Consider the following 22,168-nt stretch of genomic DNA (forward strand, 5'->3'; position numbering starts at 1 on the left):
CGGCTGTGCCCTTTCCGGCGGTGGTGCCCGGCGATCCTCGCCCGGACGCCCCGGCCCTGACCGCCCGTGGCCCCTTCCCGGTGGGGGTGCTGACCCTGACGGTGCAGCACCCGGATCAGCTGGACGTGGTGGCGGCGCTGGCCCAGCCCACCCTGCCGGACCCGCTGCCGCGCTCGGAGCGGCGGCTGACGGTGGAGGTGTGGTATCCGGCCCGGCTGGCGGACGGTCAGCTGGAGCAGATCCACTACGCCGACCGCGTGGTGCCCGCCCCGGGCCAGCCGGCAACGCCCCTGGAGTGGCTGGGGCGCGCTGTCCGCGACGCGGCGCCCGAGCCGCAGGGCGGTCCCCACCCGCTGGTGCTGGTGTCGCACGGCTACCCCGGCAGCCGCTACCTGCTCAGCTACCTGTGCGAGAACCTGGCCAGCAAGGGCTACGTGGTGGCCGCCATCGACCACACCGACAGCACCTACGCCGATCTGGCCGCCTTCGCCAGCACCCTGCTGAACCGGCCCCTCGACGATCAGGTCGTGCTGGACCGGCTGGACGCACTCTCGGCCCCGGGCAGCGGGTCCCCGCTCAGCGGCCTGCTGGACACCTCCCGCACCGCCCTGATCGGCTACAGCATGGGCGGCTACGGGGCGCTGAACTTCGCCGGGGCCGGGTTTGCCCCGCAGACGCTGGCGTTCGTGCCGGGCGGCGCGCTGGCCGGCCGCCTGAGCGGGGCCTACACGGTGGACCCCCGGCTGAAGGCCATCGTGACCTTCGCGCCGTGGGGCGGCCCGTCGGCGGTGCGGGGCCTGGGTGTTCCAGCAGCCGAGTTCGGCGTCTGGGATGCCGAGGGCCTGGCGGGCGTGCGGGTGCCCTGCCTGTTCATTGCCGGCGACCAGGACGACGTGTCCGGATACCGGGACGGGGTGCGGGCCCTGTTCGAGCGCGCCGTTCACTCGGAGCGCCGCATGGTGGTGTACCGGAACGCCCGGCACAACGTGGCGCCCAACCCGCCGCCGCCCGCCGCCGACACCCTGGCCCCCTACATGCACTACGCCGAACCCGCCTGGGACGCGCGCCGCCTGAACGACCTGAACTGCCATTTCGTGACGGCCTTCCTGAACGCCCAGCTCAAGGGCGAGACGGAGGCGCTGACCTACCTGGACGCCCCGGACGGCCCCGGCGAACTGAAGGGCTTCCCGGCGCGCACGTCGCTGGGCATCGAGCTGCACCGGCGGCCGGCGAGGTAGGGCTACTTCAGCCGCAGGAAAATGGCCTTCAGGTACTCGGCCTCCGGGAAGCTGGCGTGGTGGTCCGGGGCGTGCTGCCACGTGCCGAGTTCCTCCACGGTGCGGCCACTGCGCCGGGCCGCCTCGCGCACCACCGTGTAGAACTCCTCGGCCGACACATGCGCCGAGCACGACGCCGAGACCAGCACGCCTTCCGGCTCCAGCATCCGGATGGCCCCGGAGGCGAGCCGCCCGTAGGCGCGGATGGCGGCCTCGCGCTCACTCTCGCGGCGGGCCAGCGAGGGCGGGTCCAGCACGATCAGCCCGAACGGCTGCTGCGGGGTCTGCAGCCACTCGAACACGTCGGCCTGCACCGTCTGATGCCGGGCGGCGGCCACCTGCGGCAGCGCGCGGTTCAGCGCGAAGTTGCGCTCGGCGCTGGCCAGCGCGTGCCGGCTGATGTCGAGGCTCAGCACCTCGCGGGCGCCGCCCCGCGCCGCGTACAGCGAGAAGCCGCCCGAGAAGCTGAAGGCGTTCAGCACCCGCCGCCCGGCCGAGAGCCGCTCCACCCGGCGGCGGTTCTCACGCTGGTCCAGAAAGAACCCGGTCTTCTGGCCCTGGCGCACCTCGGCTTCAAAGTGCAGCCCGGATTCCTGAAACACCACCGCGTCAGTGTCCAGGGTGCCGCGCAGCAGCTGACCGTCGTGCAGCCCAGCCGCTCCCGCCGCCGCCTGAATGTTGCGGCTCAGCCTCAGCACCACCCGCATCTCCGGGAACCGCTCCTCCAGCAGGGTCAGCAGCCGCTCCAGGTGTGGGAACCACGCGGCGGTGTAGAGCTTGAGCACCAGCGTGCCCGCGTAGCGGTCCAGCACCAGGCCCGGCCAGCCGTCGCTCTCGCCGTTGACGAGGCGGTAGCCGTCGGTCCGGGCATCAAAGAGGCCGGCGCGGCGGTCCAGGGCCGCGTCCAGCCGCTGCGCCCACCACCGGTCGTCCACCGTCTGCGGTTTGCCCACGTGCAGCACCCGCAGCCGGATGGGAGAGGCCGGGTCATAGAGCCCGATGGCCAGGAAGCGGTCCTGCCGGTCGTAGACCACCGCCAGTTCACCCGCCTCGCCGGGGCGGTTCTGCTGCTGGATGCTGCTCTCGTACAGCCAGGGGTGGCCGCCGCGCAGCCGGGCCTGGGCCGGAGCGCTGACGCGCAGGCGCAGGCGGGGGAGGGCAGGGGCGGCGTCGGGCATGGCGAGCCAGTGTAGCGGATGCGGACAGGGCCGGGAGGGGGGACGCTCACCATACAGGCGGGAGGGCCCGCCTGAGCCCTCCCGCCTGAAGTTGCCTGAACCTTACTTGCCGACAAACACCGCTGTGGTCAGCGCGGGCACGCTCAGCGTGTTGCCGGTGGCCTTGCTCTGGCGCACCACCGGATCGCTGGACTGCGCCAGCACCGGGTGCAGGCTGAGCTTCAGCGGGGCCAGCGCCGGGTCCTTGACGCTGGTGGTCTGGCCGCTGCCGTTGAACACCACCACCACGTTGCGGTAGGGGTTCTGGGCGTTCACCGCGCCGGTCAGCCGCATCACGATCACGCCGGGCGTCTGCTGGGGGCCGGTATTCAGGAAGCTCAGCCCCTGCTGCACCTGCTGGGCCGTCTGCATCCGGAACAGCGGGGTGCTGTAACGCACCCGCAGCATCTCCTGGAAGTGCTGGGTGGCGCGCTGGGTGTCCTGGGCGCTGGGCTTCAGGGCCGGGTTGCCCAACAGCGTCTTGTACAGCGGCCAGTTGTCCTTGTTCTTGTCGGCGGGCGGCAGGCCGTGGCCGAAGCCGTTGTCCTTGCCGGTCCAGTCCAGGGTGTTGAACCAGTCGCCGCTGTTGTAGCTGTCGGTGTCGAAGCTCTTGCTGCGCAGCAGGTCGTCGCCCGCCTGGAAGAAGGGAATGCCCTGGCCCAGCAGGATCAGGCTGTTGGCGAGGTCCTGCATCCGCACGCGGGTGGCTTCCGGCGCGTTGAGGGGTGCCTTGAGCGTCACCGCGTCGAATAGCGTCTGGTTGTCGTGCGCGGAGGCGTAGTTGATGCTCTCCTGCGGGCTGGCCGCGTAGCCGGTGGGCGCGCCGTTGTAGTCCACCTGGGCGCCGGTCACGGTCTTGCCGGTCATGTCGGTCAGGCGGTAGTCGCGCAGGTTGCCGGTCAGGCCCACCCGCAACTGGTCGCTGAGGTGCAGCAGCCGCGCCACGTCGGTGTTCTGCTTCTGGCCGTTCGGCACGCCCACCAGCCCGGTGGCGAAGCCCTGGTCCTGCAGGCCGCCGAAGGGGTTACCGCCGCGCACCGCGTCGCGGATGCGGTCGTTGAAGGTGCCGATGCCCTGGCCGTACATGTTGATCTGGGTGGCGTTCTTGCCGCGCTTGTTGCCCTGCACCTCCCCGAAGTCCCAGCCCTCGCCGTACAGGTAGATGCGCTTGCCGTCCACGCCGTCCTTCTGCACCGTCAGGCTGTCGAGCATCTGGCGGGCCGCCTGCATGTCGGCCACCATGTGGTGCCCCATCAGGTCGAAGCGGAAGCCGTCAATCTTGTACTGGGTGGCGTACAGGCGCAGCGTGTCGAGCATCAGGCGGCGCATCATGGTGTGCTCGGTGGCGGTGTTGCTGCAGCAGGTGCTGTTCTCCACCGCGCCGTCCAGGTTCAGCCGCTGGTAGTAGCCGGGCACGATGCGGTCCAGCACGCTGGTGCTGGCCTCGCCGCTGGCCGCCGTGTGGTTGAACACCACGTCCTGAATGACGCGCAGGCCCGCCTGGTTCAGGCTCATCACCATCTGGCGGTACTCCCGGGTGCGCTGGTCCGGATTCACGGCGTAGCTGCCTTCAGGGGTCAGGTAGTGGTAGGGGTCGTAGCCCCAGTTGTAGGCGTCCTGGTCGCGCACGGCTGCCACTGCTGCCTGCTGCTGGTCACTGTCGGGTGGCAGCTTGGAGAGGTCCGGGGTGGCCTTCCACTTCGCCCTGTTCTCCTCGATGGTGGCGATGTCGAAGGTGGGCAGCAGGTGGACGGCCTTCAGGCCCGCCGTCGCCAGCGCCCTCAGGTGCTGCATGCCGCTGCTGTTCACCTGCGTGAACGCCAGGTACGTGCCGCGCTGCGCCGCCGGCACCGTGGGGTCGCTGGCGCTGAAGTCGCGCAGGTGCAGCTCGTAGATCGAGAGGTCGTTGACGCTCGCCAGCGCCGGCTTTTTAAGGGCGTCCCAGCCGGCCGGTTTCTGGGCGGCGTCCGAGAGGTCCGCGATCACCGAGCGCTCGCTGTTCAGGGTCAGCGCCACCGAGTAGGGGTCGGTGACGAGGTTCGTCTCCACCTTGCCGGTGCTGGGCGCGTAGACCTTCACCTCATAGCGGTAGCTGCGGCCCTTCCAGCTGGCGTCGCCCGCAATACTCCAGACGCCCTGGGCGTTGCGGGTCATCGGGAGCGTTTGCTCACCCGTGCCGGCCGCGTCCGAGAGGCGCAGCTGCACGCTCTGGGCGGTGGGCGCCCACAGGCTCAGGCTCGGCTTGCCGGCCGTCCAGGTCAGCCCCAGCGGGCCGGTGTAGCTGTACAGGTCGTCCAGCACGCCCGGCACCTGCAGGCTGGTGGCGTCCACCAGCTTGCCGGCCGGGGTCACGCTGTCCAGCGCCAGCTGACCGCGCAGCGCTTCGGGCACCTGGGCGGCCTCCTCCGGACGTACCGACACCAGCGCGTAGCCACTCAGGTACGGGTACTTGGCCTTCAGGGCCGCCGTCATGCCGCCCTCCACCGGAATCAGCGGCAAGCTCTGCCCCCCGGTGATGCCGGTGGCCGTCAGCTTCAGGTCGCCCGCCGGGCTGTAGTGCAGGTTCAGCAGGGCGCCGTTCGCCACCAGCTCCGGCTTCACCGCGATCAGGCTGCGGGTCAGAAAGTGGGCCTGGGCCTTGCTCAGATCACCGATCTGCTGGGCCGTCACATCCGGCTTCTGGGTGTACACCTTGCTGTCTCCGCTGATGATCCAGGCCTGGTTGCCCGCGCTGGCCGGCAGGCTCTGGTCCGGCCCCGGGTCCTTGTTGTCGCCCTGGTGCACGATGAAGTTCAGCTTCTGCCAGCCTTCCTTCATCGGCACGTCCCAGTAGGCGCCGAAGCTGTTCTTGCCGGTCTGCGGCAGCGGCTTGGTCCACTCCACCTGAGCGGTGGTGTCCTCCCAGACGTGCAGCCCCCAGCCCTGGTAGTTGCCGTCTGGACGGTAGTAGTTCACGCGGGCGTAGCCGGCCGGCACCGCCGGGTCAGCGGCCTGCGCGGTGGCGGCGGTGGGCGCGATGGTGGCGGCAGCCAGCAGCGCGACGGTCAACAGCGTCACGGGTCGTTTCATGATGGTGTCGGCAGTGTACCCTGCCCGCCGGTGCCAATGGAAGCGCATCCACGCCGGCGTGCCTGCTGCAGTCGGTCTATGCTGGAACACCGTGCTCAGACCTTCGCCAGGACCGCTTTCTGCCGCCCACCCGACCGGCCGGGGCCGCCTTCGCCGCGCCCTGGGAGGGCTGTGCTGCGTGCTGGGCAGCCTGGTCGGCGCCGCTCCCTTGCCCGCCGGGCCCGCCACCTGTGGTCCAGGGGTGACGGCCCCGGCGCCGGCCACGCCACTGCCGGCCAGCGTGTCGGGCCGGGTGGACTTCTACGCGGCGCGCTACGACCCGCGCACCCTTCAACCGAAAGCGGCGCTGGCGCTGGGACAGGCCAATGCCGTGCACCCGCTGGCCAGCAGTTTCAAGCCGCTGGTGGTGCAGGCGATCCTGCAGGACGTGGATGCGGGCCGCTTCACCCTCTCGCACACCTTCACCGCGACCGCCGCCACCCGCAGCATCGAGGGCTACCCGCCCGGGCCCACGGCCCTGAGTGAGCTGGTGAAGCGGGCCATCGTCCGCTCGGACAACACCGCCAGTGACCTGTTGCAGCTGGCCTACGGCCCGGTGCGGCTGGCCCGGCGGGTGCAGCAGCTCAGTCCCTGTACCACCGTGCTGCTCACCACCAAGGCGTGGTGGGCCGCTCAGGCGGGGCTCAGCGCCGGTGTGCTGGGCCCGGACACCGGGGCGGGCGCGCTCGCCTATGCGGGGCTCCCGTTTGACCAGCGTTTACAGCAGGCGGGCCGGCTGATCGCGGCCTCCCAGCAGGTGAGCGGCCCGCAGGTGGAGGCCGCCCTGGACCGCTACTTTCATGGGCCCCAGTACCTGCCGGCCCTGGAGCTGGCGTTGCAGAACACCAGCACGCCGCAGGCCTACACCGACCTGATGGTCCGCACCCTCTCCGGGGCCGGGTTACAGGCGGAGACGCGCCAGCTGTTTCGCCGGGTGCTGGCCGCGGGCTGCTGTCAGCCGAAACTGCCCAGGCTGCGGGCCAGCTACTGGGCCAGCAAGGCAGGCAGCGGCTGGCGGCTCCTGACCCTGACCGGCCTCGTGGAGCTGCCGGGCGGCGACCTGCTCGCCTACAGCTATTTCAATGACAACAGCGCCACCACCGACGCTGAGCTGATGGAGCTGCAGCTGCCGGTGGTGGTGCGCTGGATCGAGTCGGGGTTGCTGTCGCTGGCCTCGCCGTGAGGAGGAGGGCTCAGGGCGTGGTCGGGTCCACGGCCCCTGGCAGTAGCTGTTCGTCCACCACCAGCGTCTCGTACCCCAGCTGGACCGGCACGCTCCGCTGAACCGCGCGCCACTCCTTGTACACCTTGACCTCCTCGACCACGTGCGGCACCTTGGTCACCTCGGCCATCTCGGTGTACAGCAGCAGTTCGCGCGGTTCCCCGGCCGGCAGCAGCACACCGTCCAGATAAACGTCCGGCCCTCCGCTCTTCGTCTCGATCACCAGCACTTCGCTCATCAGCTCGACCGTCAGCACTTCCTGACGCTGCCGCAGCTCACGCCGCACCACCACAGTGCCGGCCTCGGCCCGCACCTTGTCCAGCGTGGCCCGCTCGGCCCGCAGTTCCAGTCGCCCCACCAGTTCGCGCGTGTCGCTCTGGACGCTCACCGGCTGGGTCGGATCATGGGAATCAGTCATGGCAGGTCTGCTCCTTCGGGGACGAACAACGCCGGGGCAGTACAGGGCTGCCCCGGCGTTGTTCTCACCGCGCTTAGCGGCGGTTGGTGTCGTTGACGTCGATGCCGCGGGTGCCGGTGTCTTCCAGCATGTCCTCGGTGCGCGACTGACGGTTGGTCAGGGTGTCGGCGCTCTGGGTGGTCACCTCACCGGTCTTGGTGACATCGAGCACTTCCTTGCCCACCGTCTCGCTGAAGGTGCGCTGCTCGGTTTCGGTGCGCTTGCCCACCTCGACCTCTTCGGTCACGTAGGCCTGCTTCTGCACGTTGGCGCGCTCGGCCTCCAGGTCCACCCGGATGGTCTCGCTGTCGTTGCCCAGCGTCACATTGCCGTCCACCGGACGCGGCTCGCTGAGCGGGTGACGCTCAATGACCACCTCGTCGTGCGAGAGCGTGACGTTCACGTTCTCGGTGCGCGTCTCGAGGTGCTTGCCCACCTCGACCGAGCCCGCCTGGTAGCGGTCTTTGTTGACCAGCAGGCGCTCTTCCAGCAGCTGCAGACGGTCCGGGGTCCGGAACATCGCGTCGTTGTCGCGGTCCACGGTGCGGCTGGTGGTGGCGGTGGTGTCCATGCTGGCGTTCATGGTGGTGCCGCGCAGCACGCGCTCGTCGGCCATCTGGGCGTCGTCGTTGTAGTCCTGACCCACGGTGTACTGGTTCAGGTCACGGACCTGATCCTTGGTGAGGCTGTCGATGTACACCGCGTCCTGCTCGAAGCGCGCCAGGCCCACCGGCACCAGCACTTCCTTGCTGGTGAACCAGCTGCCCACGTCCACGATCAGGTAGCGGATGCGTCCGCCCTCTTCGGTCAGCGCGCCGCGCACGGTGCCGAGCTTCTCGTTGTTGGCCCCGTAGGCCACTTCACCGGTGGGATCGTAGACGTCACCGGAGAGGTCGTAGTTGCGGTCACGGGTCAGGTCCGACAGGGGAATCAGTCTACTCATCAGGGTTGCTCCTTTGGGGTGCACGGTCAGGTCGGAGGAGAAGTCGTGTGCAGATAGTTCACACTGTGACCCCGGATTCCTTGCCCTTTTCCCAAAAACGGTGAAGGTGGTAAAGACCGTGAACGTGTGCTCAACGCTTTTGAGGCTATGTAAAGGGCGTCTCAAGTTGAAGGCCGGTGGCTCCCGGTCCGCGCCCATGAAGGCGGGTGCGGATGGTCGGCCGTCCCGCGTCATGGCAGCTGCCGGCCCTGGGCTCTAGACTCGGCCCATGTCGATTCGTGTGGCCGCCTCCGCCTATCCGTGCCAGCGTCCGGCCCACTGGGACGAGTACGCCGCCGCCCTGGAGCGCTTCGTCGCCCAGGGGGTGGCGGAAGGAGCGCAGCTGCTGATGCTGCCGGAGTACGCCAGCCTGGAACTGGTGGCGCTGCTTCCACCCGCACTCTGGGACGACGTGCGGGCGCAGCTTCCGGCGCTGCAGCCGTTCCTGCCGGGCTTTCTGGACCTGCACGCCCGGCTGGCGCGCCATCACCGGGTCTACCTGCTGGCGGCCAGCCTGCCGGTGGAGGCCGCGCCCGGCCACTACGTCAACCGCGCCTATTTGTTCGGCCCGCATGGTGAGCGCTGGCAGCAGGACAAGCAGGTGATGACCCGCTTTGAGCGCGAGGAGTGGGGGGTAGAGGGCGGTGAGGGCCTGCACGTCTTCGACACCGAGCTGGGCCGAGTGGGCGTCAACATCTGCTACGACGCCGAGTTTCCGGCGCTGGCGCGGGCGCAGGCGGAGGCGGGCATGGAGCTGCTGCTGGTGCCGAGCTTCACCAGCGCCGCGCACGGCTACCACCGCGTCCGGGTGGGCAGCATGGCCCGCGCGCTGGAAAACCAGCTGTATGTGCTGCACGCGCCCTTCCTGGCCGACGCGCCCTGGACCTACGCCATCGAGACGGCGGTGGGCGCGGCGGCCATCTACGCGCCCAGCGATCCCGGCACGCTTCCCGGCGGCAACGGCCTGCCGGCCGACGGGGTGCTGGCGCTGGGCAGCATGAACGCCCCCGGCTGGCTCACGCACACCCTGGACCTCTCGCTGACCCGGGAGTTGCGGCGGGACGGTCAGGTGCTGAATACCCGCGACCATGACCGGGCGGTGGCCGGCGCCGCTGCCGGAGCCGCAGTTCAGGCAGCCCGGCGGCCAGTGGTCTGACCACCTGGTGAAGAGATGGCCTGGACAACTGTCCGCTCTGCGCCCGCAGCATCACGTCCAATCCGGCATGATAAGGGTCCGGGCCAGCGGAACGGCAGGCCCGACACGACCCGCATACGAGTGAGGTGACAGAACGTGAGTCAGCAGGAGGAGGGGGCGGGAGCTGGCCTGGCCAGCCGGCCCGCCGCATCGAAGGAGGCGGGGCTGGTGCTGGACCTGACCCGGCAGGCGCTGAAAGCGGCGACCCTGCCGGAAGCGGTGGCACCCACCCTGCAGACGCTGGTGGAACTCACCTCGGCAGTGGGCGCCGCCTACTTCCAGCTGGACAGTGGCTCGCTGCGCTACTACGCGCGCGTGGCGAGTGGGCAGATGCCCGACAACGACCGGATGCAGGCGATCTCGGTGCACGGCCTTCCGTCCGAGACCCCGCTGCTGCAGGCGCTGAGCGGAACCTCCGGGCCGATCTACATTCCCGACACGACGCTGGTGCCGGAAGCGGCCGGATTTCCCGAGCTGGGCGTCTGCAGTGTGGCGGCCGCGCCGGTGAGGACCCAGGGTGGCCTGCTGGTGGGCGCCTACCTGATGCACACCTTTCAGCCGCACGAGTGGCAGCCGCACGAGATCGAGCTGTTTGGGCTGGTGGCCAGCACCCTCGCCACCGTAACGGCCCGCATGCTGGCAGAGGAGCAGCTGTGGGCGGCCCAGGAGGCCAGCGTCCGGGCGCTGGGGCTGGCGCTGGAGCTGCGGGACGACGAGACCAAGGGTCACACCGACCGGGTGACGCAGCTGGCGCTGGAGATCGGCGCGGCGCTGGGGCTGAGCCCGGAACAGCGGCAGGCGCTGCGCTGGGGTGCCAGCCTGCACGACATCGGGAAGCTGGCGGTGCCGGATCAGGTGCTGCTCAAATCCGGGCCGCTGGACGCGCTGGAGTGGCAGCTGATGCAGCAGCATGTGCAGGCGGGCGAGCGCTTTGCCCGGGCGCTGCCGTTCCTGCCGGAAGAGGCCCGGGCCGTGATCGTCAGCCACCACGAGCGCTGGGATGGGAGTGGCTACCCGGTGGGGCTGAGCGGCGAGCAGATTCCCCTGCTGGCCCGCGTCTTCGCCGTGTGTGACGTCTACGACGCCCTGACCAGCGAACGGCCCTACAAGACCGCCTGGAGTGCCGAGGAGGCGCTGCAGGAGGTTGTGCGGCAGGCGGGGCAGCACTTTGATCCACAGGTGGTGGCGGCTTTCCTGAAGGTCATGGATCAGCACCTTCAGATTCAGCGCGGGGCATAGGGCCGGGCGAGCGGGCTGGCCGGCACAGTCCCTGGACCAGAGATGGTGCAGAGAACGCCCTGGCCTCCGGCTCGCCCCCTGCCTTCATGGGTCGGGTAGCCGTGGCCTTCGACTGGACCTGTTCGTAGCTGGGTCAGCGCCGCTCCGGGTCTGCCGCCGCCTCAGGAGGGAGCGGCTCCGCGCAACGACGACAGAACCGGGCGTCCCCTTCGTGCCCCTGAAGGCCGCAGCGTGAACACGTCACGAACGACTGCCGCGCCCGCTGCGCCTGGGTCAGGCTGACCGTGACGATGCCGGTGGGGACGGCAATCACCCCGTACCCGAGAATCATGGCCAGCGACGCGAGCGTCTTGCCCAGCGGCGTGCCGGGAGCGATGTCGCCGTACCCCACGGTCGTCAGCGTCACGATGGCCCAGTAGATGCTGGTCGGAATGCTGGTAAAGCCATGCTCCGGCCCCTCCACGACGTACATCAGGCTGCCGATCAGCGTGACCATCGTCAGCACCACCGAGAGAAACACGATGATCTTGGTGGCGCTGTTCCGCAGGGCAGTGGAGAGCACGCTGGCCTCGCTCAGGTAGCGGGCCAGTTTCAGAATGCGGAAGATCCGCAGCAGCCGCAGCACCCGCACGCTCAGCAGGTACTGGGCGCCCGGCAGCGTCAGCGCCACCACACCGGGCAGGATGGTCAGCAGGTCCACCAGCCCGAAAAAGCTCCTGGCGTAGTGAGAGGCCCGCCGGGCGGTGACCAGGCGGGCAACGTACTCCAGGGTGAACAGCGCCGTGAAGCACAGCTCCGCGCCGTGCAGCAGCGCGCCGTAGTGCTGGTGGATGCGGGCGACACTGTCCAGCACCACCACCAGAATGCTTGCAATGATCAGCACCGTCAGCAGCAGGTCGAAGGCGCGACCGGCCGGGGTATCGCTGTTGAAGATGATGTTGCCCAGCGACACCCTCCAGGGCGCCCGGGTATCCACCGCGTGACTCATGCCCCCAGTCTAGGGAGTCGGTGCGGGGCAACCGCGCGGCGTCCCTGCACCTCCCCTTGACCGACCGGGCCGGCAGACGACCCGCGACAGTTATGCAGCGTCCGCTTTCCGCTAGGTGTGGAAGAAATTCCCTGCTCGGAACACCCCAGGGTCAGGCGGACGAGGCGGCGCAAGGGGCGGCCAGCCAGAACCCTCTGGCTTGACTCACATCTCTAGCCGCCGATGGCAGGGGCGGCCTCGATGCCGGTGGCCCACAGCGCGTCGCCGCGCCGCTCCAGGCGGACCCGTGGCAGCGGCAGGTGGGCCTTGCCGAACACCGCCTCCCCGCTCCTGAGCGGATCGAAGACGCTGAAGTGGCACGGGCAGCCCAGTTGCGGGTGCTGGTCCTGCGGGTTGGGCGCGCGGTAGTTGAAGCTGAAGGCCAGCACCTCCACGTCACGCACCAGGTTCACCGGGCAGCCCAGGTGCGTGCAGACCCGCGAGAAGGCGGCGTAGTGCTGGCCGCCGGCGCTCAGGCCGCCCAGCGTGGCCTCCGGCAGCCGCAGCACCGTGCAGGGGCGCCCGGCGTAGGCGAACTGCACTTCGGCCCATTCGCGGTCCAGCTGGGGCAGCGCCGCCACTCGCACGGCCGGGCCGCCCACGAACTGTGGCGCGCCCGGCACACTCTTGCGGCTGACCCGCGCCGCGTACAGCCCCATGAAGCCGAAAACACCCACGGTGGCGCCCACCGGCAGCAGCCACCAGCGTTCCAGCACGGCGCGGCGGGTCAGTCGGGTCACTTCTGCCAGCCCTCCACCAGCGTCACCAGGGCCTCCAGCGTCTTGCCCTGGATGTTCGGGAAGGCCGGCATGCTGCCCTTGCCGTGCTGTACCACCGCCGCGATGGTGTCGCGGGTGAGCCCGGCCGCTCGCAGCGCTGGTCCCACACCGCCGTTGCCGGACGCGCCGTGGCAGCTGGCGCAGTTGCTGGCGTAGGCCTGCGCGCCGGGATCGGTCTGGTTCTGGCGCGCCCGGATGGCCGAGATCAGGTCGTCGGCGTCGCGGCCCTGTGGATTCAGGGTGCGGTAGCGCTCCAGGGCGGCCAGGGCCAGCTGGTCCTCTCCGTACCGTGAGAATCCGAAGCCCAGCAGCAGCTGACTTTCCGGGTCGTTGGGCGCCAGCTGCGCGGCGGTGCGGATCAGCAGGAATGCCTGGTCGTTCGGGACCGTCTGCTGGCCGCTGCCGTCCTCCTTGGTCAGCAGAATGATGCCCAGCCGCCGCAGCGCTTCCGGCTGCTGCGGGTTCTGCTTGAGGGCCGAGGCGTAGGCGCTGGCGGCCTGATCGTAGAGCCCGGCATCGAAGGCGGCCTTGCCCCAGGCGAGGTAGGCGCTGGCCTGCTGCGTCTGCTGGGCGCGGCGGGCCAGCGCCGGCAGCGTCAGGGCGGTGCGGACGCTGCTGGCCTCGTCGGCCGCCAGCCCGCCCAGCTGCCAGCGCGGAATGAAGCTGACGCTGCCGGCCAGCACCAGTGCGGCCGCCAGGGCCACGCCGCCCCACAGCCAGCCGGGCCGGGTGCGGTGGCTGGGCGCGGGTGGCAGCGCGTCCAGGGCGCGCAGGGTGCGGGCGGCCCGCTGCTCCAGTTCGGTGCGGGTGCGCTGGGCGGGCTCCTCCTCGGGGAGGGCGCGCAGCTCGTCATACAGCCGGTCGCGCTCCTGCTCCAGCCGCTCGCGTTCCGGGGCGTCCGGGTCCGGGCTTGCTCCCTGCCGCAGCGGGGCCAGCACCAGCATCAGGGCGCCCAGCACCAGCAGGGCCAGCAGCCCCAGGGTCAGGGCCGTCATGCGTCACGCGCCTTGCGGGCCGAGCTGACCGCCCGCACCTGTCGCAGATACGGGTCCTCGTCATCGGGGTCCGGCCCGGGCGTGCTGGGCAGCGGCGCGGCGGCACCCGCCGGGCGACGCAGGTAGCTCAGCAGCCACAGCCCGCCCAGCAGCAGCGCCAGCAGCGGGGCCAGCCACAGCAGCAGGTTGATGCCGCGCCGGGGCGGATTCAGCAGCACCGTGTCGCCGTAGCGGGCAGCGAAGTACTGAATGATCTGGTCGGCGCCGCGGCCCTGCTGCACCTGGCTTCTCAACTCGCGCATCATCTGGTGGCTCAGGTCACTGGTGCTCTCGGTGATCGGCAGCCCCTGGCACACTGGGCAGCGGATGGTGCGCCCGATCTGCTGCGCCTGGGCCTCCTGCGCCGGCGACAGTGGGGCCGACGCCAGCGCCCAGCCGAGCACCAGCAGCAGCACGGCCAGGGTGGTGCGCAGCGCGTTCAGAACTTCACCCCGATCGTCTGCAGGCCGGCGGTGAGGCGCTCGCGGGTCAGGCCGCCCTGGTCATAGCCGCGCACCACGCCCTGCGGGTCCACGAAGAAGGTCTCCGGCACCCCGCTGACGCCGTAGTTGATGGCGGTGTCCAGCTTCGGGTCCAGCAGGCTGGGATACGCCAGCCCGTACTCGCCGACGAACTGCCGCACCGCCTTCAGGTCCTTGTCGCTGAACACCACGCCCACCACCGCGAGCCCGCCCGCGGTCTGACGTTCACTCAGCTCGCGCAGCAGCGGCGCCTCGCTGCGGCACGGCACGCACCAGGAGGCCCAGAAGTTCAGCACCACCGGGCGGCCTTTCAGCGAGGCGAGGCTGAGCGTGCCGCCGTCCAGCGTGGTGAGGGTGAAGTTGGGCGCGGCCTTGCCGACCAGTGGGCCGCCCTCCTGCTGGCCGTTGCTGCGCAGCAGGCCCAGGCCCAGCAGCACCACCAGCACGGCGGCGATCAGCGGGGGCAGCACCCGGCGCAGGGGAGAGGAGGGCCGCGGGGCGGCCGGGGTGGGGGTGGAGTTGGATGTGGTCATGGAAGGTCCTCGTGGGCCGCTCAGTCGGCGGCCTGCAGCCCGGCACTCACCGTGCGCCGCACGGCCTGCCGGGGCGTGGCCAGCGTCAGGCTGGCGCCCAGCACCACCACCAGCGTGCCCACCCAGATCCAGGACACCAGCGGCGACTCGATCAGCCGCACGCTGGCCCACTGGCCGGCCGGGTCAAAGGCGGTGGTCACCAGATAGGTATCGCCCAGCGGGCTGTACTGCACCGCCGGCGTGGGATAGAGGGTATTGCCGCCCTGCACGTACAGGTTGGCGCGTGGCTGGTAGGCGCGGCCGTTGACCTGCACCAGCGCCACCTTGGAGGTGCCGTAGGGGTACGTCTCCTGCCGGATGCTGCTCAGTGACAGCGACTGACCCAGCAGCGTCACCGTCTGGCCCCGGTTGAGGGTGGTCTCGGCGCTCTGCTTGTAGGTGCCGCTGAAGGCCAGCCCCAGCGCCACGATCACCAGTCCGACGTGCGCCAGGTAGGCCCCGTAGCGGCGCGGCTGTTCCCGCACCAGGCCCAGCGGGTCGCCGCCGCGCTCGCGCAGGGCGCGGGCCGTCAGCTGCCCCAGGCCCATCAGGTTGTAGGCGCACAGCGCCAGCGTCAGCAGCACGCCCACCGAGCGCACGCCCAGCAGCAGCCCCACCAGCAGCGCGGCCACAGCACCCAGGCCCGGCCAGCGCAGCGCGGTGAGCAGCCGCTCGCCGCTGGCCCGGCGCCACGGCAGCATTGGCCCCACGCCCATCAGCAGCAGCAGGCCCAGGCCCAGCGGCACCGCGAAGGTATCGAAGAACGGGCCACCCACGCTGGTCTTGTGGCCGGTGACCGCTTCCACGATCACCGGGAACAGCGTGCCGAGCAGCACCATGCTGGAGAACACCAGAAACAGCCAGTTGCCGGCCAGGAAGGCGCTCTCACGGCTCAGGGGCGCGCTCGGCTCGCCCTCGTCACGCAGGTGCGGGGCGCGCCACGCCGCCAGCCCGATGCCGCTCAGCAGCAGGAACGCCAGGAAGCCCAGGAACACCGCGCCCACCGGGCCGTTGGAGAAGGCATGCACGCTCTGCACGATGCCGCTGCGGTTCAGGAAGGTGCCGAGCACGGTGCTGCTGTAGCTCAGCACGATCAGCCAGATGTTCCAGGCCCGCAGCTGACCGCGGCGCTCCTGAATCTGCAGGCTGTGCAGGAACGCGGTGGTGAGCAGCCACGGAATGAAGCTGGCGTTCTCCACCGGGTCCCAGGCCCAGTAGCCGCCCCAGCCGAGCGTCTCGTAGCTCCACCAGCCGCCCGCCACGATGGCGGCGGTCAGGAAGCTCCAGGCCACCAGCGTCCAGCGGCGCGTCACCAGAATCCAGTGGGTGCTGAGCCGCCCGGTGATCAGGGCCGAGACGGCGTACGCGAACGGCACCGACAGGCCCACGAAGCCCAGGTACAGCAGCACAGGGTGCACGGCCATCATCCAGTGGTTCTGCAGTGCCGGGTTGGGCCCGGCCCCGTCGCTGGGAATCTGGGCCAGCGGGGTGAAGGGGCTGGCCACGCCTGCCGTCACGCCGATGAAGAACAGCAGCGACACGAACATCGCGCCCAGCGCCCAGGGCCGCAACGCGTCGCGGCGCAGCGTCAGGCTCAGCACGAAGCTGTACAGCGACAGGATCCAGGCCCACAGCAGGATGCTGCCCTCCAGCGCCGCCCACAGCGTGGTGACCTTGACCCAGGTGGGCGATACCCGCATCGAGTGGCCCGCCACGTAGCGCACCGAGAAGTCGTCGCGCAGCAGCGCCACCTCCAGCACCAACACGCTCAGCGTGGTGAAGGCGAACACCGCCCAGATGGCCCGGCGGGCGCCCTCGGTGGCGCGGGCGTCGGAGCGCAGGCCGCCCACTGCCGCCAGCCACAGGCCGGCGAGCGTGAACAGCAGCGCCAGCAGCAGCGCGATCTGGCCGACCGCACCGAGCGGGCTCGCCTGGAAACTGATCAGGTTCAGCATGACGGCCTCACTGGGTGTCCTTCAGCATGCTCTTGATGTCCGCCTGGCTCTGGGGCACCCGGTACTCTTCGCTGTGCTTGACCAGCAGCTCGTTGGCATGGAAGACCCCGTTCTGGAACTGCCCGCGCACCACCACCCCCTGGTTCTCCTTGAACAGGTCGCTCACCGCCCCCTGGTACGTCACCGGGTAGCTCGCACCGTAGTCGGTGATGGTGAAGCGGAGGTTGAGCGTCTGCCGGTCGTACTCGGCGTGGCGCACCAGCCCGCCCAGCCGCACCGTGCGGCCCTGGTACTGGGCACTGTCCTGGCGGTACTCGGTGGGCGTTACGAAGTACTCCAGGCTCTTGCTGAGGTTCCCGAACAGGATGAAACCCAGCAGCAGCGCCAGCGCCAGCCCGCCCAGCACCAGCGGCACCGGATTGCGGCGACGGCGACGTGCCTGGGGCAGCGCCGTGGGAGAGGTCACGCTCACCGGCGCTGGCCCTCCTCCTGACGCAGCCGCCACCACAGCCAGCCGAGATAGCCGAGCAGCACCACGAAGGTCACGACGTAGCTGGCGATCACGTATCCGCTGAACTTATCCACGGCTCACCTCACTGCCCAGCTCGGCGCCGAGCTCGCGCTCTTCTCTGGCTTCCTGCAGCGCCGCCAGCCGGCCACGGGTCCGCAGCAGGTACACGTACAGCACCGTGAAGGCGGCGGTCATGACGGTCAGCGCGATGCCGTAGGCCGGCGAGGCCGCAAACCCGATGCCGCCCAGCAGCTTCAGCGTCTGGGTCTGGTGGATGCCGCGCCACCATTCCACGGCCATGTAGTTCACCGGCACGTACAGCGTGCCCACGATCCCGATCACCGCCGCCACTCGGGCGCGGCGCTCCGGCTCGTCAATCAGGCCGCGCACCAGCAGGTAGCCGCCGTAGATCACCAGCGAGAGCGCAGTGGTGGTGAGCCTGGGCTCCCAGACCCAGTAGGCACCCCAGGTGGGCTTGGCCCACAGCATCCCCACGATGATGGTGGCGATGGTGAACATCAGGCCCATCTCGGCGCTGCTGTGGCTCAGCCGGTCAAAGCGGCGCTGGCGGGTGACGAGGTACAGCAGGCCGAACAGGCCGGTGCCGCCGTAGGCGAGGTAGCTCAGCCACGCGGCCGGCACGTGAATGAACAGCAGCCGCACCAGGGTCCCCTGGTTCACGTCGGGCGGGGCGGACAGGCCGATGTACAGGCCGCTGAGCATCAGAACCAGCGTCAGCAGACCCAGCGCAGGGGTCAGGCGGTCACGTGCCGCAGGCAGGGTGGATTGCATCATCAGTATTCTCCCCCGGCGACGTGAAGCAGACCGTGAGGGCCATCCGGATACCGCCGGATACAGACAGAGTTCACGCCGCGATATGCACAGCATGCGCCGATGTGGGCGGGCAGGCAAGGATGAGAGTCCCTGCTCCGGTGGCCCGCTGCGCCGCATGAACAGGCCCGCACCGGTTGTCTTTTCCGGAGCGCAGTGGTGTGATGGATGGCGCCCCACATTGCAGCCGGTTCCCTTCTTCTGCGACCTGAATTGTCGTCCTGGGCCAGGAGGACTCATGCAGAAACTGATCGTCTGGGCCAGTCTTGCCGCGCTGCTGGTGTCGTGCGGGCAGCAGTCCACCGCCACCCCCGATCCATGGGTGGCCGGGTATGCCGCCGCGCCGCCGGCGCCATGGGCGGCCAGCGCGCCGACCCTGAGTGCGCTGTCGCTGACCCCGGGCACCAATACGCTGTTCTACGAGAAGACCACGGCGGCCCAGAACGGCTGGGGGCCCATCGAGGTCAACCGCAGCAACGGCGGCCGGACTCAGCTGGACGGCAACCCGCTCACCGTGGGCGGGAAGGTCTTCGCACGGGGCTTCGGCCTGCATGCCCCAGCGCTGCTCAGCTACGATCTGAAGCCGCAGCCGGGCACCCGCTGCACCGCCCTGAGCCTCGGCTTCGGGGTGGATGACGAGGTGGGTGACCGGGGCAGCGTGCAGTTCGAGCTGTCCATCAACGGGGCGCCGACCTTCCGCAGCCTCACCCAGACCGGCCGTGACGCGCCGCAGCAGCAGACCTTCCCGCTGCCGGCCGGTGACGTCAGCATCCGGATCGTGGTGAACGACGCCGGCGACGGCGCCTTCTACGATCACGCCGACCTGCTGAACCCCACCATTCAGTGCGAGGCCGTCACCCAGCCGATCATCACGCTGGACCAATCCGCCCTCACGGTGTTCCATACCCACACCGCCCGGCTGCACGCCACCTTCAGCGGCTTCCCGGCCGGCACCGTGGCGCTGAGTCTGCAGGACGTGGGCAGCGGCCACCCGGGCCTGCAGCTGCTGACCGGTTCGGTGACGCTCACCGGCAGCGGCCCGCAGACCCGCGAGATCGTGGTGGCCGAGCCGGACATGCCCCCCTTCTTCATCCCGAACTACCTCGACAACCTGCAGGGGCAGTACCGGCTGGTGGGCCAGGCCGGATCGGTGCAGGCCAGCAGCAGTGCCCTGGCAGTCAAGGTCCAGACCGTGAAGGTCGAGACCCGCTTCGAGCCCCCGCTCTCCAGCGGCCATCCCGGCGACACCGTGCACGTGGTGGCGGTGGTGCGCACCACGCCGCCCGTCGAGTTCCTGACGCCCATCACCATCCAGCCGTCCACCTCGAGTGACGCGGAGGCCACCGTAACTGGTCCCACCACCCTGGTGGCGGGCGAGCTGCGTGCGCCGGTGGATATCGTGCTCAGGGATACGGGGCTGGACCCGATGACGACCATCACGCAGTCGTACATTGCTCAGTCCGGCAATTTCGTGGGGTACCGGCTGCCGTGGTACGGCACCAACACCACCGAACTGCGCTGGACCCTGCTGCCCTGAACCAGCCCGACTGCGCCAGGGATCACCTGCTCTGATGTGGGTGGTCCCTGGCCGGGACCTCTCGTCCCTAGCCGCGTCTGCCCTTCTGGGCTATGCTCTCTGGAATGTCGGCTGCCGTGCTGGAGCAAGAGATGACCCTTCCTACACAGACCACACCACACCAACAAGCTGAGCAGCGGCCGGAGCGGGGCCTGCTGATCGTGATGACCGGCGCGAGCGGGGTCGGCAAGGGCACCCTGCGCGAACGCTGGCTGCACGGTCAGAACGTCTTCTACTCGGTGTCCATGACCACCCGGGCTGCGCGCGACGGTGAGCAGGACGGCGTGGACTATCACTTCGTCAGCGAGGCCGAGTTCCTGCAGCACCTGCACTCAGATGGCTTCCTGGAGCACGCTGAGTTCGCCGGCAACCGCTACGGCACGCCGCGCGGCCCGATCGAGGCGGCGCTGGAACGAGGCCAGGATGTGATTCTGGAGATCGAGGTGCTGGGGGCCATGCAGGTGCGTCAGCACAGCCAGGAGGCCATTCTGGTGTTCATCATGCCCCCCAGCCTCTCAGAATTGCGTCGCCGGCTGGAAGGCCGCGCCACCGAGACGCCCGCGCAGATCGAACGCCGCATGGCCCGCGCCCGCGAGGAGATTCTGGAGGCGCACCGCTTCGATTACGTGGTGCTCAACGATGACCTGGACCGGGCCGTGATGGACATGCACGCGGTGCAGCGGTCCGAACGGCTGCGTGCCTCGCGCTGGGCCCAGGCCGACCTGCAGCAGGTGGTGGACGGCTAGTCCGGAATTTTGGGCCAGGGTCCCCGGCCACCCGGACCTGACGGGGCGTCCAACTTTCTTAAGTGGGCCGTGTAGCCACGGCGAGGATGTGCGGGCTGAGGGCCGGCTCGTCCTCCAAGAGGCTGGCGAGCCACAGCAGCTTTTCTCTCGTTTCCGGATCCTGCACGGCCTCCGAAAAGTCGGGCATCAGCCACCCAGGTCCCTCCAGACCAAACACGCGCTCCACCGAAAAACCTGCCGTCTCCAGCTCAGCTGTCAGTTCCTGCGGGCTGTGGAAGTGCGCGTCCACCAACAGGCGGGGCCACTCTGCCGGCCGGCGGTGTTCCCCGGTGATCCACTCGCGTTCCAGCATGCCCAGGTACGCCTGATCCAGCACCCAGCCGCGCTGCGCTCCCACCACCGTGGAAGCGCCGCGATGAATGGCGGCCGCGAACACAACCCCGCCGGGTCTGACGCAGCGGAAGGCCTCGGTCAGGGCGTTCGCCCAGTCCTGGGGGTCGGTCAGGTGATAGAGCGGTCCCAACAGCAGCACCATGTCTGCTGTGGCGTCCGGGTAGGGCAGCGCGCGGGCGTCACCCACCACCGCGCTGGCGAGGCCACGCGGAGCCGCCGCAGACCTCCGCAGCGCCGCCTCGACATGCAGGGGTACGGCATCCAGCAGGTGCACCTCCAGCCCGGACGCGGCCAGCCACAGGGCGTGCGCGCCCGGTCCGCCGCCCACATCCAGCACCGTGCGAGCCGAGCTTGGCTGGAAGCGTGTGATCAGGGCTCGCGTCCGCTCGGCCTCCAGCCGGCCGAGACCGGTGGTCAGGCGCTCCAGCTCCTGGCCACTCTGATAGAAGTCAAGTACGCGTGCCAGTGGCTCCATGTGGCGCCATTCTAGAAGGAGGCAGGTTCCCTGGTGTCATCCGGAATGAATCTGCGCTCTGCCAAGCCATCACGTTGCGGCACCCTCAAGCCGCAGCGCAGAAACGCCGGTTGTCCGACGTGCCTTAGCCGGCCTCCTGTACAGGCCGTCGTCCTGGTGCGGCCGATTCAGGCCTTTGCCTGCAGCCAGTAGCGGATCAGGCTGGCGTAGCTGGCATCCTTGAGCAGGCAGGCCAGCAGCGGACCGTGCCAGTCCGGCTCCGGCACCAGCAGCACGCAGCGCTGGCTGTACTCCAGCACCAGACTGCGCGGCGCGCCGTCCTGCGCCTGCACCGTCTGGCCCAGGTCGCGCGCCATCCGGTTGAGGGTGACCAGCAGGTCCGGCGTCAGCCCCTCGCCCAGCGCTTCCAGCACCGGTCCAGCCGGGCTGAGCAGCCAGGCGCCCAGCAGCCCGGGCCGCGGCGCTCCGCCGTGCAGCAGCCGGGCCAGCAGCGCTGAGGGCTGCAGCGGCTCCAGCCGAGGCGCCTGCTGGTCCAGCTGCAGATGACGCGTCAGGGTGTCCAGCACCCGCTGCGGCTCCAGCGGCATGCGGAGCACGTCCAGCGCGCCCTGCTCCGGACACGCCCCGGACGGCGCCTGCTGGTCCGGCATGAGCAGCAGCACCTGCCGGCCCTCGCGGATCAGGCGCCGGCACAGCGGCGCGCCATCGGCGTCCTGCACCTGCGGGTCCAGCAGCACCAGCAGGTCCGGCTGCCGGGTCAGCACCCGCAGGGCGTCCGCACCGCCGGCGGCCCCCTGGACCCCCACGCCGTACGGCTCCAGCAGCCGCTCCAGGGCCTTGCGGACACTCAGATGAGCGCCCACCACCAGCACCCCGTGGAGGCGGGGCAGCGGGGCAGGCGGAGCGCTCGACAGGTGATTGATGGGCAGCAAGGCGCCTCCTGGGCGGATGGGGCGGGAACAGCGGCAGCGGCAGCCCACCGGGCAGCACCGGCAGGGAAACATGATCGTGGGTGCGCCAGCGGAAGCCAGCAGCTCTTGGGCCAGTTAAGCGAAGCGGCACTTACGACGGTCTTACAGGTCGCAGGCTG

Annotated in this window: 21 protein-coding genes; 6 read left to right on the forward strand and 15 right to left on the reverse strand. The window is 69.9% G+C overall.

Features of this window, described 5'->3' with window-relative positions; genetic code table 11:
* Positions 1–5: 5 nt before the first annotated feature.
* Positions 6–1,238 (forward strand): alpha/beta hydrolase family protein, encoded by a 1,233-nt coding sequence (locus ABOD76_RS11370; RefSeq protein ID WP_350244957.1) that lies wholly within the window; start codon positions 6–8, stop codon positions 1,236–1,238.
* A 2-nt stretch (positions 1,239–1,240) separates the two neighbouring features.
* Here the strand turns inward: ABOD76_RS11370 and ABOD76_RS11375 are convergent, their stop codons facing one another.
* Together ABOD76_RS11375 and pulA are read right to left on the reverse strand one after the other, a co-directional pair.
* Complete coding sequence (locus ABOD76_RS11375; protein ID WP_350244958.1) at positions 1,241–2,455, reverse strand: 23S rRNA (cytosine(2499)-C(5))-methyltransferase; 1,215 nt, start codon at positions 2,453–2,455, stop codon at positions 1,241–1,243.
* 102 nt (positions 2,456–2,557) lie between these two features.
* Positions 2,558–5,563 carry a pullulanase-type alpha-1,6-glucosidase gene (gene pulA, locus ABOD76_RS11380; protein ID WP_350244959.1) on the reverse strand — a complete coding sequence of 1,002 codons (3,006 nt, stop codon included), beginning with the start codon at positions 5,561–5,563 and terminating at the stop codon, positions 2,558–2,560.
* Positions 5,564–5,654: 91 nt separating this feature from the next.
* On the opposite strand from pulA, the gene ABOD76_RS11385 reads away from it, so the two are divergent.
* Positions 5,655–6,785, forward strand: a complete 1,131-nt coding sequence (locus tag ABOD76_RS11385) for a serine hydrolase (protein WP_350244960.1) — start codon at positions 5,655–5,657, stop codon at positions 6,783–6,785.
* A 10-nt stretch (positions 6,786–6,795) separates the two neighbouring features.
* Here ABOD76_RS11385 and ABOD76_RS11390 read toward each other — a convergent pair whose 3' ends face one another.
* Positions 6,796–7,242 (reverse strand): YsnF/AvaK domain-containing protein, encoded by a 447-nt coding sequence (locus tag ABOD76_RS11390; RefSeq protein ID WP_350244961.1) that lies wholly within the window; start codon positions 7,240–7,242, stop codon positions 6,796–6,798.
* A 73-nt stretch (positions 7,243–7,315) separates the two neighbouring features.
* The gene (locus tag ABOD76_RS11395; protein ID WP_350244963.1) at positions 7,316–8,224 is read right to left on the reverse strand and encodes a PRC and DUF2382 domain-containing protein; all 909 of its coding nucleotides are present in this window, start codon (positions 8,222–8,224) and stop codon (positions 7,316–7,318) included.
* A 268-nt stretch (positions 8,225–8,492) separates the two neighbouring features.
* Here ABOD76_RS11395 and ABOD76_RS11400 point away from each other — a divergent pair, with 268 nt between their 5' ends.
* Together ABOD76_RS11400 and ABOD76_RS11405 are read left to right on the forward strand one after the other, a co-directional pair.
* On the forward strand, positions 8,493–9,419 hold the full coding sequence (locus tag ABOD76_RS11400) for a carbon-nitrogen hydrolase family protein (RefSeq protein ID WP_350244964.1): 927 nt from the start codon (positions 8,493–8,495) through the stop codon (positions 9,417–9,419).
* Between the two features lie 135 nt (positions 9,420–9,554).
* Positions 9,555–10,697: an HD domain-containing phosphohydrolase gene (locus tag ABOD76_RS11405; RefSeq protein WP_350244965.1), complete on the forward strand. Its 1,143-nt coding sequence runs from the start codon at positions 9,555–9,557 to the stop codon at positions 10,695–10,697.
* Positions 10,698–10,830: 133 nt separating this feature from the next.
* On the opposite strand, the gene ABOD76_RS11410 is transcribed toward ABOD76_RS11405, so the two are convergent.
* From ABOD76_RS11410 to ccsA, 9 genes are all read right to left on the reverse strand, one after another.
* Positions 10,831–11,685, reverse strand: a complete 855-nt coding sequence (locus ABOD76_RS11410) for an ion transporter (RefSeq protein WP_350244966.1) — start codon at positions 11,683–11,685, stop codon at positions 10,831–10,833.
* Positions 11,686–11,897: 212 nt separating this feature from the next.
* On the reverse strand, positions 11,898–12,464 hold the full coding sequence (locus ABOD76_RS11415; protein ID WP_350244967.1) for a ubiquinol-cytochrome c reductase iron-sulfur subunit: 567 nt from the start codon (positions 12,462–12,464) through the stop codon (positions 11,898–11,900).
* The gene (locus ABOD76_RS11420; protein ID WP_350244969.1) at positions 12,461–13,498 is read right to left on the reverse strand and encodes a c-type cytochrome; all 1,038 of its coding nucleotides are present in this window, start codon (positions 13,496–13,498) and stop codon (positions 12,461–12,463) included. Before ABOD76_RS11420 ends, ABOD76_RS11415 begins: the two co-directional genes overlap by 4 nt.
* Complete coding sequence (locus ABOD76_RS11425; protein ID WP_350244970.1) at positions 13,495–13,953, reverse strand: cytochrome c-type biogenesis protein; 459 nt, start codon at positions 13,951–13,953, stop codon at positions 13,495–13,497. Before ABOD76_RS11425 ends, ABOD76_RS11420 begins: the two co-directional genes overlap by 4 nt.
* Positions 13,954–13,976: 23 nt before the next feature.
* Positions 13,977–14,552: a TlpA family protein disulfide reductase gene (locus ABOD76_RS11430; protein WP_350244971.1), complete on the reverse strand. Its 576-nt coding sequence runs from the start codon at positions 14,550–14,552 to the stop codon at positions 13,977–13,979.
* A 20-nt stretch (positions 14,553–14,572) separates the two neighbouring features.
* Complete coding sequence (locus tag ABOD76_RS11435) at positions 14,573–16,546, reverse strand: heme lyase CcmF/NrfE family subunit (protein ID WP_350244972.1); 1,974 nt, start codon at positions 16,544–16,546, stop codon at positions 14,573–14,575.
* Positions 16,547–16,553: 7 nt separating this feature from the next.
* On the reverse strand, positions 16,554–17,012 hold the full coding sequence (ccmE, locus tag ABOD76_RS11440) for a cytochrome c maturation protein CcmE (protein WP_350245248.1): 459 nt from the start codon (positions 17,010–17,012) through the stop codon (positions 16,554–16,556).
* 2 nt (positions 17,013–17,014) lie between these two features.
* Positions 17,015–17,131: a heme exporter protein CcmD gene (gene ccmD, locus ABOD76_RS11445; protein WP_350244974.1), complete on the reverse strand. Its 117-nt coding sequence runs from the start codon at positions 17,129–17,131 to the stop codon at positions 17,015–17,017.
* Positions 17,124–17,852 (reverse strand): cytochrome c biogenesis protein CcsA, encoded by a 729-nt coding sequence (ccsA, locus tag ABOD76_RS11450; RefSeq protein ID WP_350244975.1) that lies wholly within the window; start codon positions 17,850–17,852, stop codon positions 17,124–17,126. The genes ccmD and ccsA overlap by 8 nt, the downstream gene beginning before the upstream one ends.
* 274 nt (positions 17,853–18,126) lie before the next feature.
* Between ccsA and ABOD76_RS11455 the strand changes: the two genes are divergently transcribed.
* Both ABOD76_RS11455 and gmk read left to right on the forward strand, forming a co-directional pair.
* Positions 18,127–19,425 carry an NPCBM/NEW2 domain-containing protein gene (locus ABOD76_RS11455; RefSeq protein ID WP_350244976.1) on the forward strand — a complete coding sequence of 433 codons (1,299 nt, stop codon included), beginning with the start codon at positions 18,127–18,129 and terminating at the stop codon, positions 19,423–19,425.
* Between the two features lie 131 nt (positions 19,426–19,556).
* Complete coding sequence (gmk, locus tag ABOD76_RS11460; RefSeq protein ID WP_350244977.1) at positions 19,557–20,210, forward strand: guanylate kinase; 654 nt, start codon at positions 19,557–19,559, stop codon at positions 20,208–20,210.
* Positions 20,211–20,268: 58 nt separating this feature from the next.
* Here the strand turns inward: gmk and ABOD76_RS11465 are convergent, their stop codons facing one another.
* Both ABOD76_RS11465 and ABOD76_RS11470 read right to left on the reverse strand, forming a co-directional pair.
* A complete protein-coding gene (locus ABOD76_RS11465) occupies positions 20,269–21,078 on the reverse strand; it encodes a class I SAM-dependent methyltransferase (RefSeq protein WP_350244978.1) in 810 nt (269 codons plus the stop codon).
* Between the two features lie 167 nt (positions 21,079–21,245).
* Complete coding sequence (locus ABOD76_RS11470) at positions 21,246–22,010, reverse strand: hypothetical protein (RefSeq protein WP_350244979.1); 765 nt, start codon at positions 22,008–22,010, stop codon at positions 21,246–21,248.
* Positions 22,011–22,168: the final 158 nt, after the last annotated feature.

Source organism: Deinococcus sonorensis KR-87, from assembly GCF_040256395.1.
GTDB classification, from domain to species: Bacteria; Deinococcota; Deinococci; order Deinococcales; family Deinococcaceae; genus Deinococcus; species Deinococcus sonorensis.

Bases quoted from the DNA above. Each gene is read 5' to 3' on its own strand.
- ABOD76_RS11375 (WP_350244958.1), bottom strand. From the start codon at position 2,455: ATGCCCGACGCCGCCCCTGCCCTCCCCCGCCTGCGCCTGCGCGTCAGC.
- pulA (WP_350244959.1), bottom strand. From the start codon at position 5,563: ATGAAACGACCCGTGACGCTGTTGACCGTCGCGCTGCTGGCTGCCGCC.
- ABOD76_RS11390 (WP_350244961.1), bottom strand. From the start codon at position 7,242: ATGACTGATTCCCATGATCCGACCCAGCCGGTGAGCGTCCAGAGCGAC.
- ABOD76_RS11395 (WP_350244963.1), bottom strand. From the start codon at position 8,224: ATGAGTAGACTGATTCCCCTGTCGGACCTGACCCGTGACCGCAACTAC.
- ABOD76_RS11400 (WP_350244964.1), top strand. From the start codon at position 8,493: ATGTCGATTCGTGTGGCCGCCTCCGCCTATCCGTGCCAGCGTCCGGCC.
- ABOD76_RS11410 (WP_350244966.1), bottom strand. From the start codon at position 11,685: ATGAGTCACGCGGTGGATACCCGGGCGCCCTGGAGGGTGTCGCTGGGC.
- ABOD76_RS11420 (WP_350244969.1), bottom strand. From the start codon at position 13,498: ATGACGGCCCTGACCCTGGGGCTGCTGGCCCTGCTGGTGCTGGGCGCC.
- ABOD76_RS11430 (WP_350244971.1), bottom strand. From the start codon at position 14,552: ATGACCACATCCAACTCCACCCCCACCCCGGCCGCCCCGCGGCCCTCC.
- ABOD76_RS11435 (WP_350244972.1), bottom strand. From the start codon at position 16,546: ATGCTGAACCTGATCAGTTTCCAGGCGAGCCCGCTCGGTGCGGTCGGC.
- ccsA (WP_350244975.1), bottom strand. From the start codon at position 17,852: ATGATGCAATCCACCCTGCCTGCGGCACGTGACCGCCTGACCCCTGCG.
- ABOD76_RS11455 (WP_350244976.1), top strand. From the start codon at position 18,127: ATGCAGAAACTGATCGTCTGGGCCAGTCTTGCCGCGCTGCTGGTGTCG.
- gmk (WP_350244977.1), top strand. From the start codon at position 19,557: ATGACCCTTCCTACACAGACCACACCACACCAACAAGCTGAGCAGCGG.
- ABOD76_RS11465 (WP_350244978.1), bottom strand. From the start codon at position 21,078: ATGGAGCCACTGGCACGCGTACTTGACTTCTATCAGAGTGGCCAGGAG.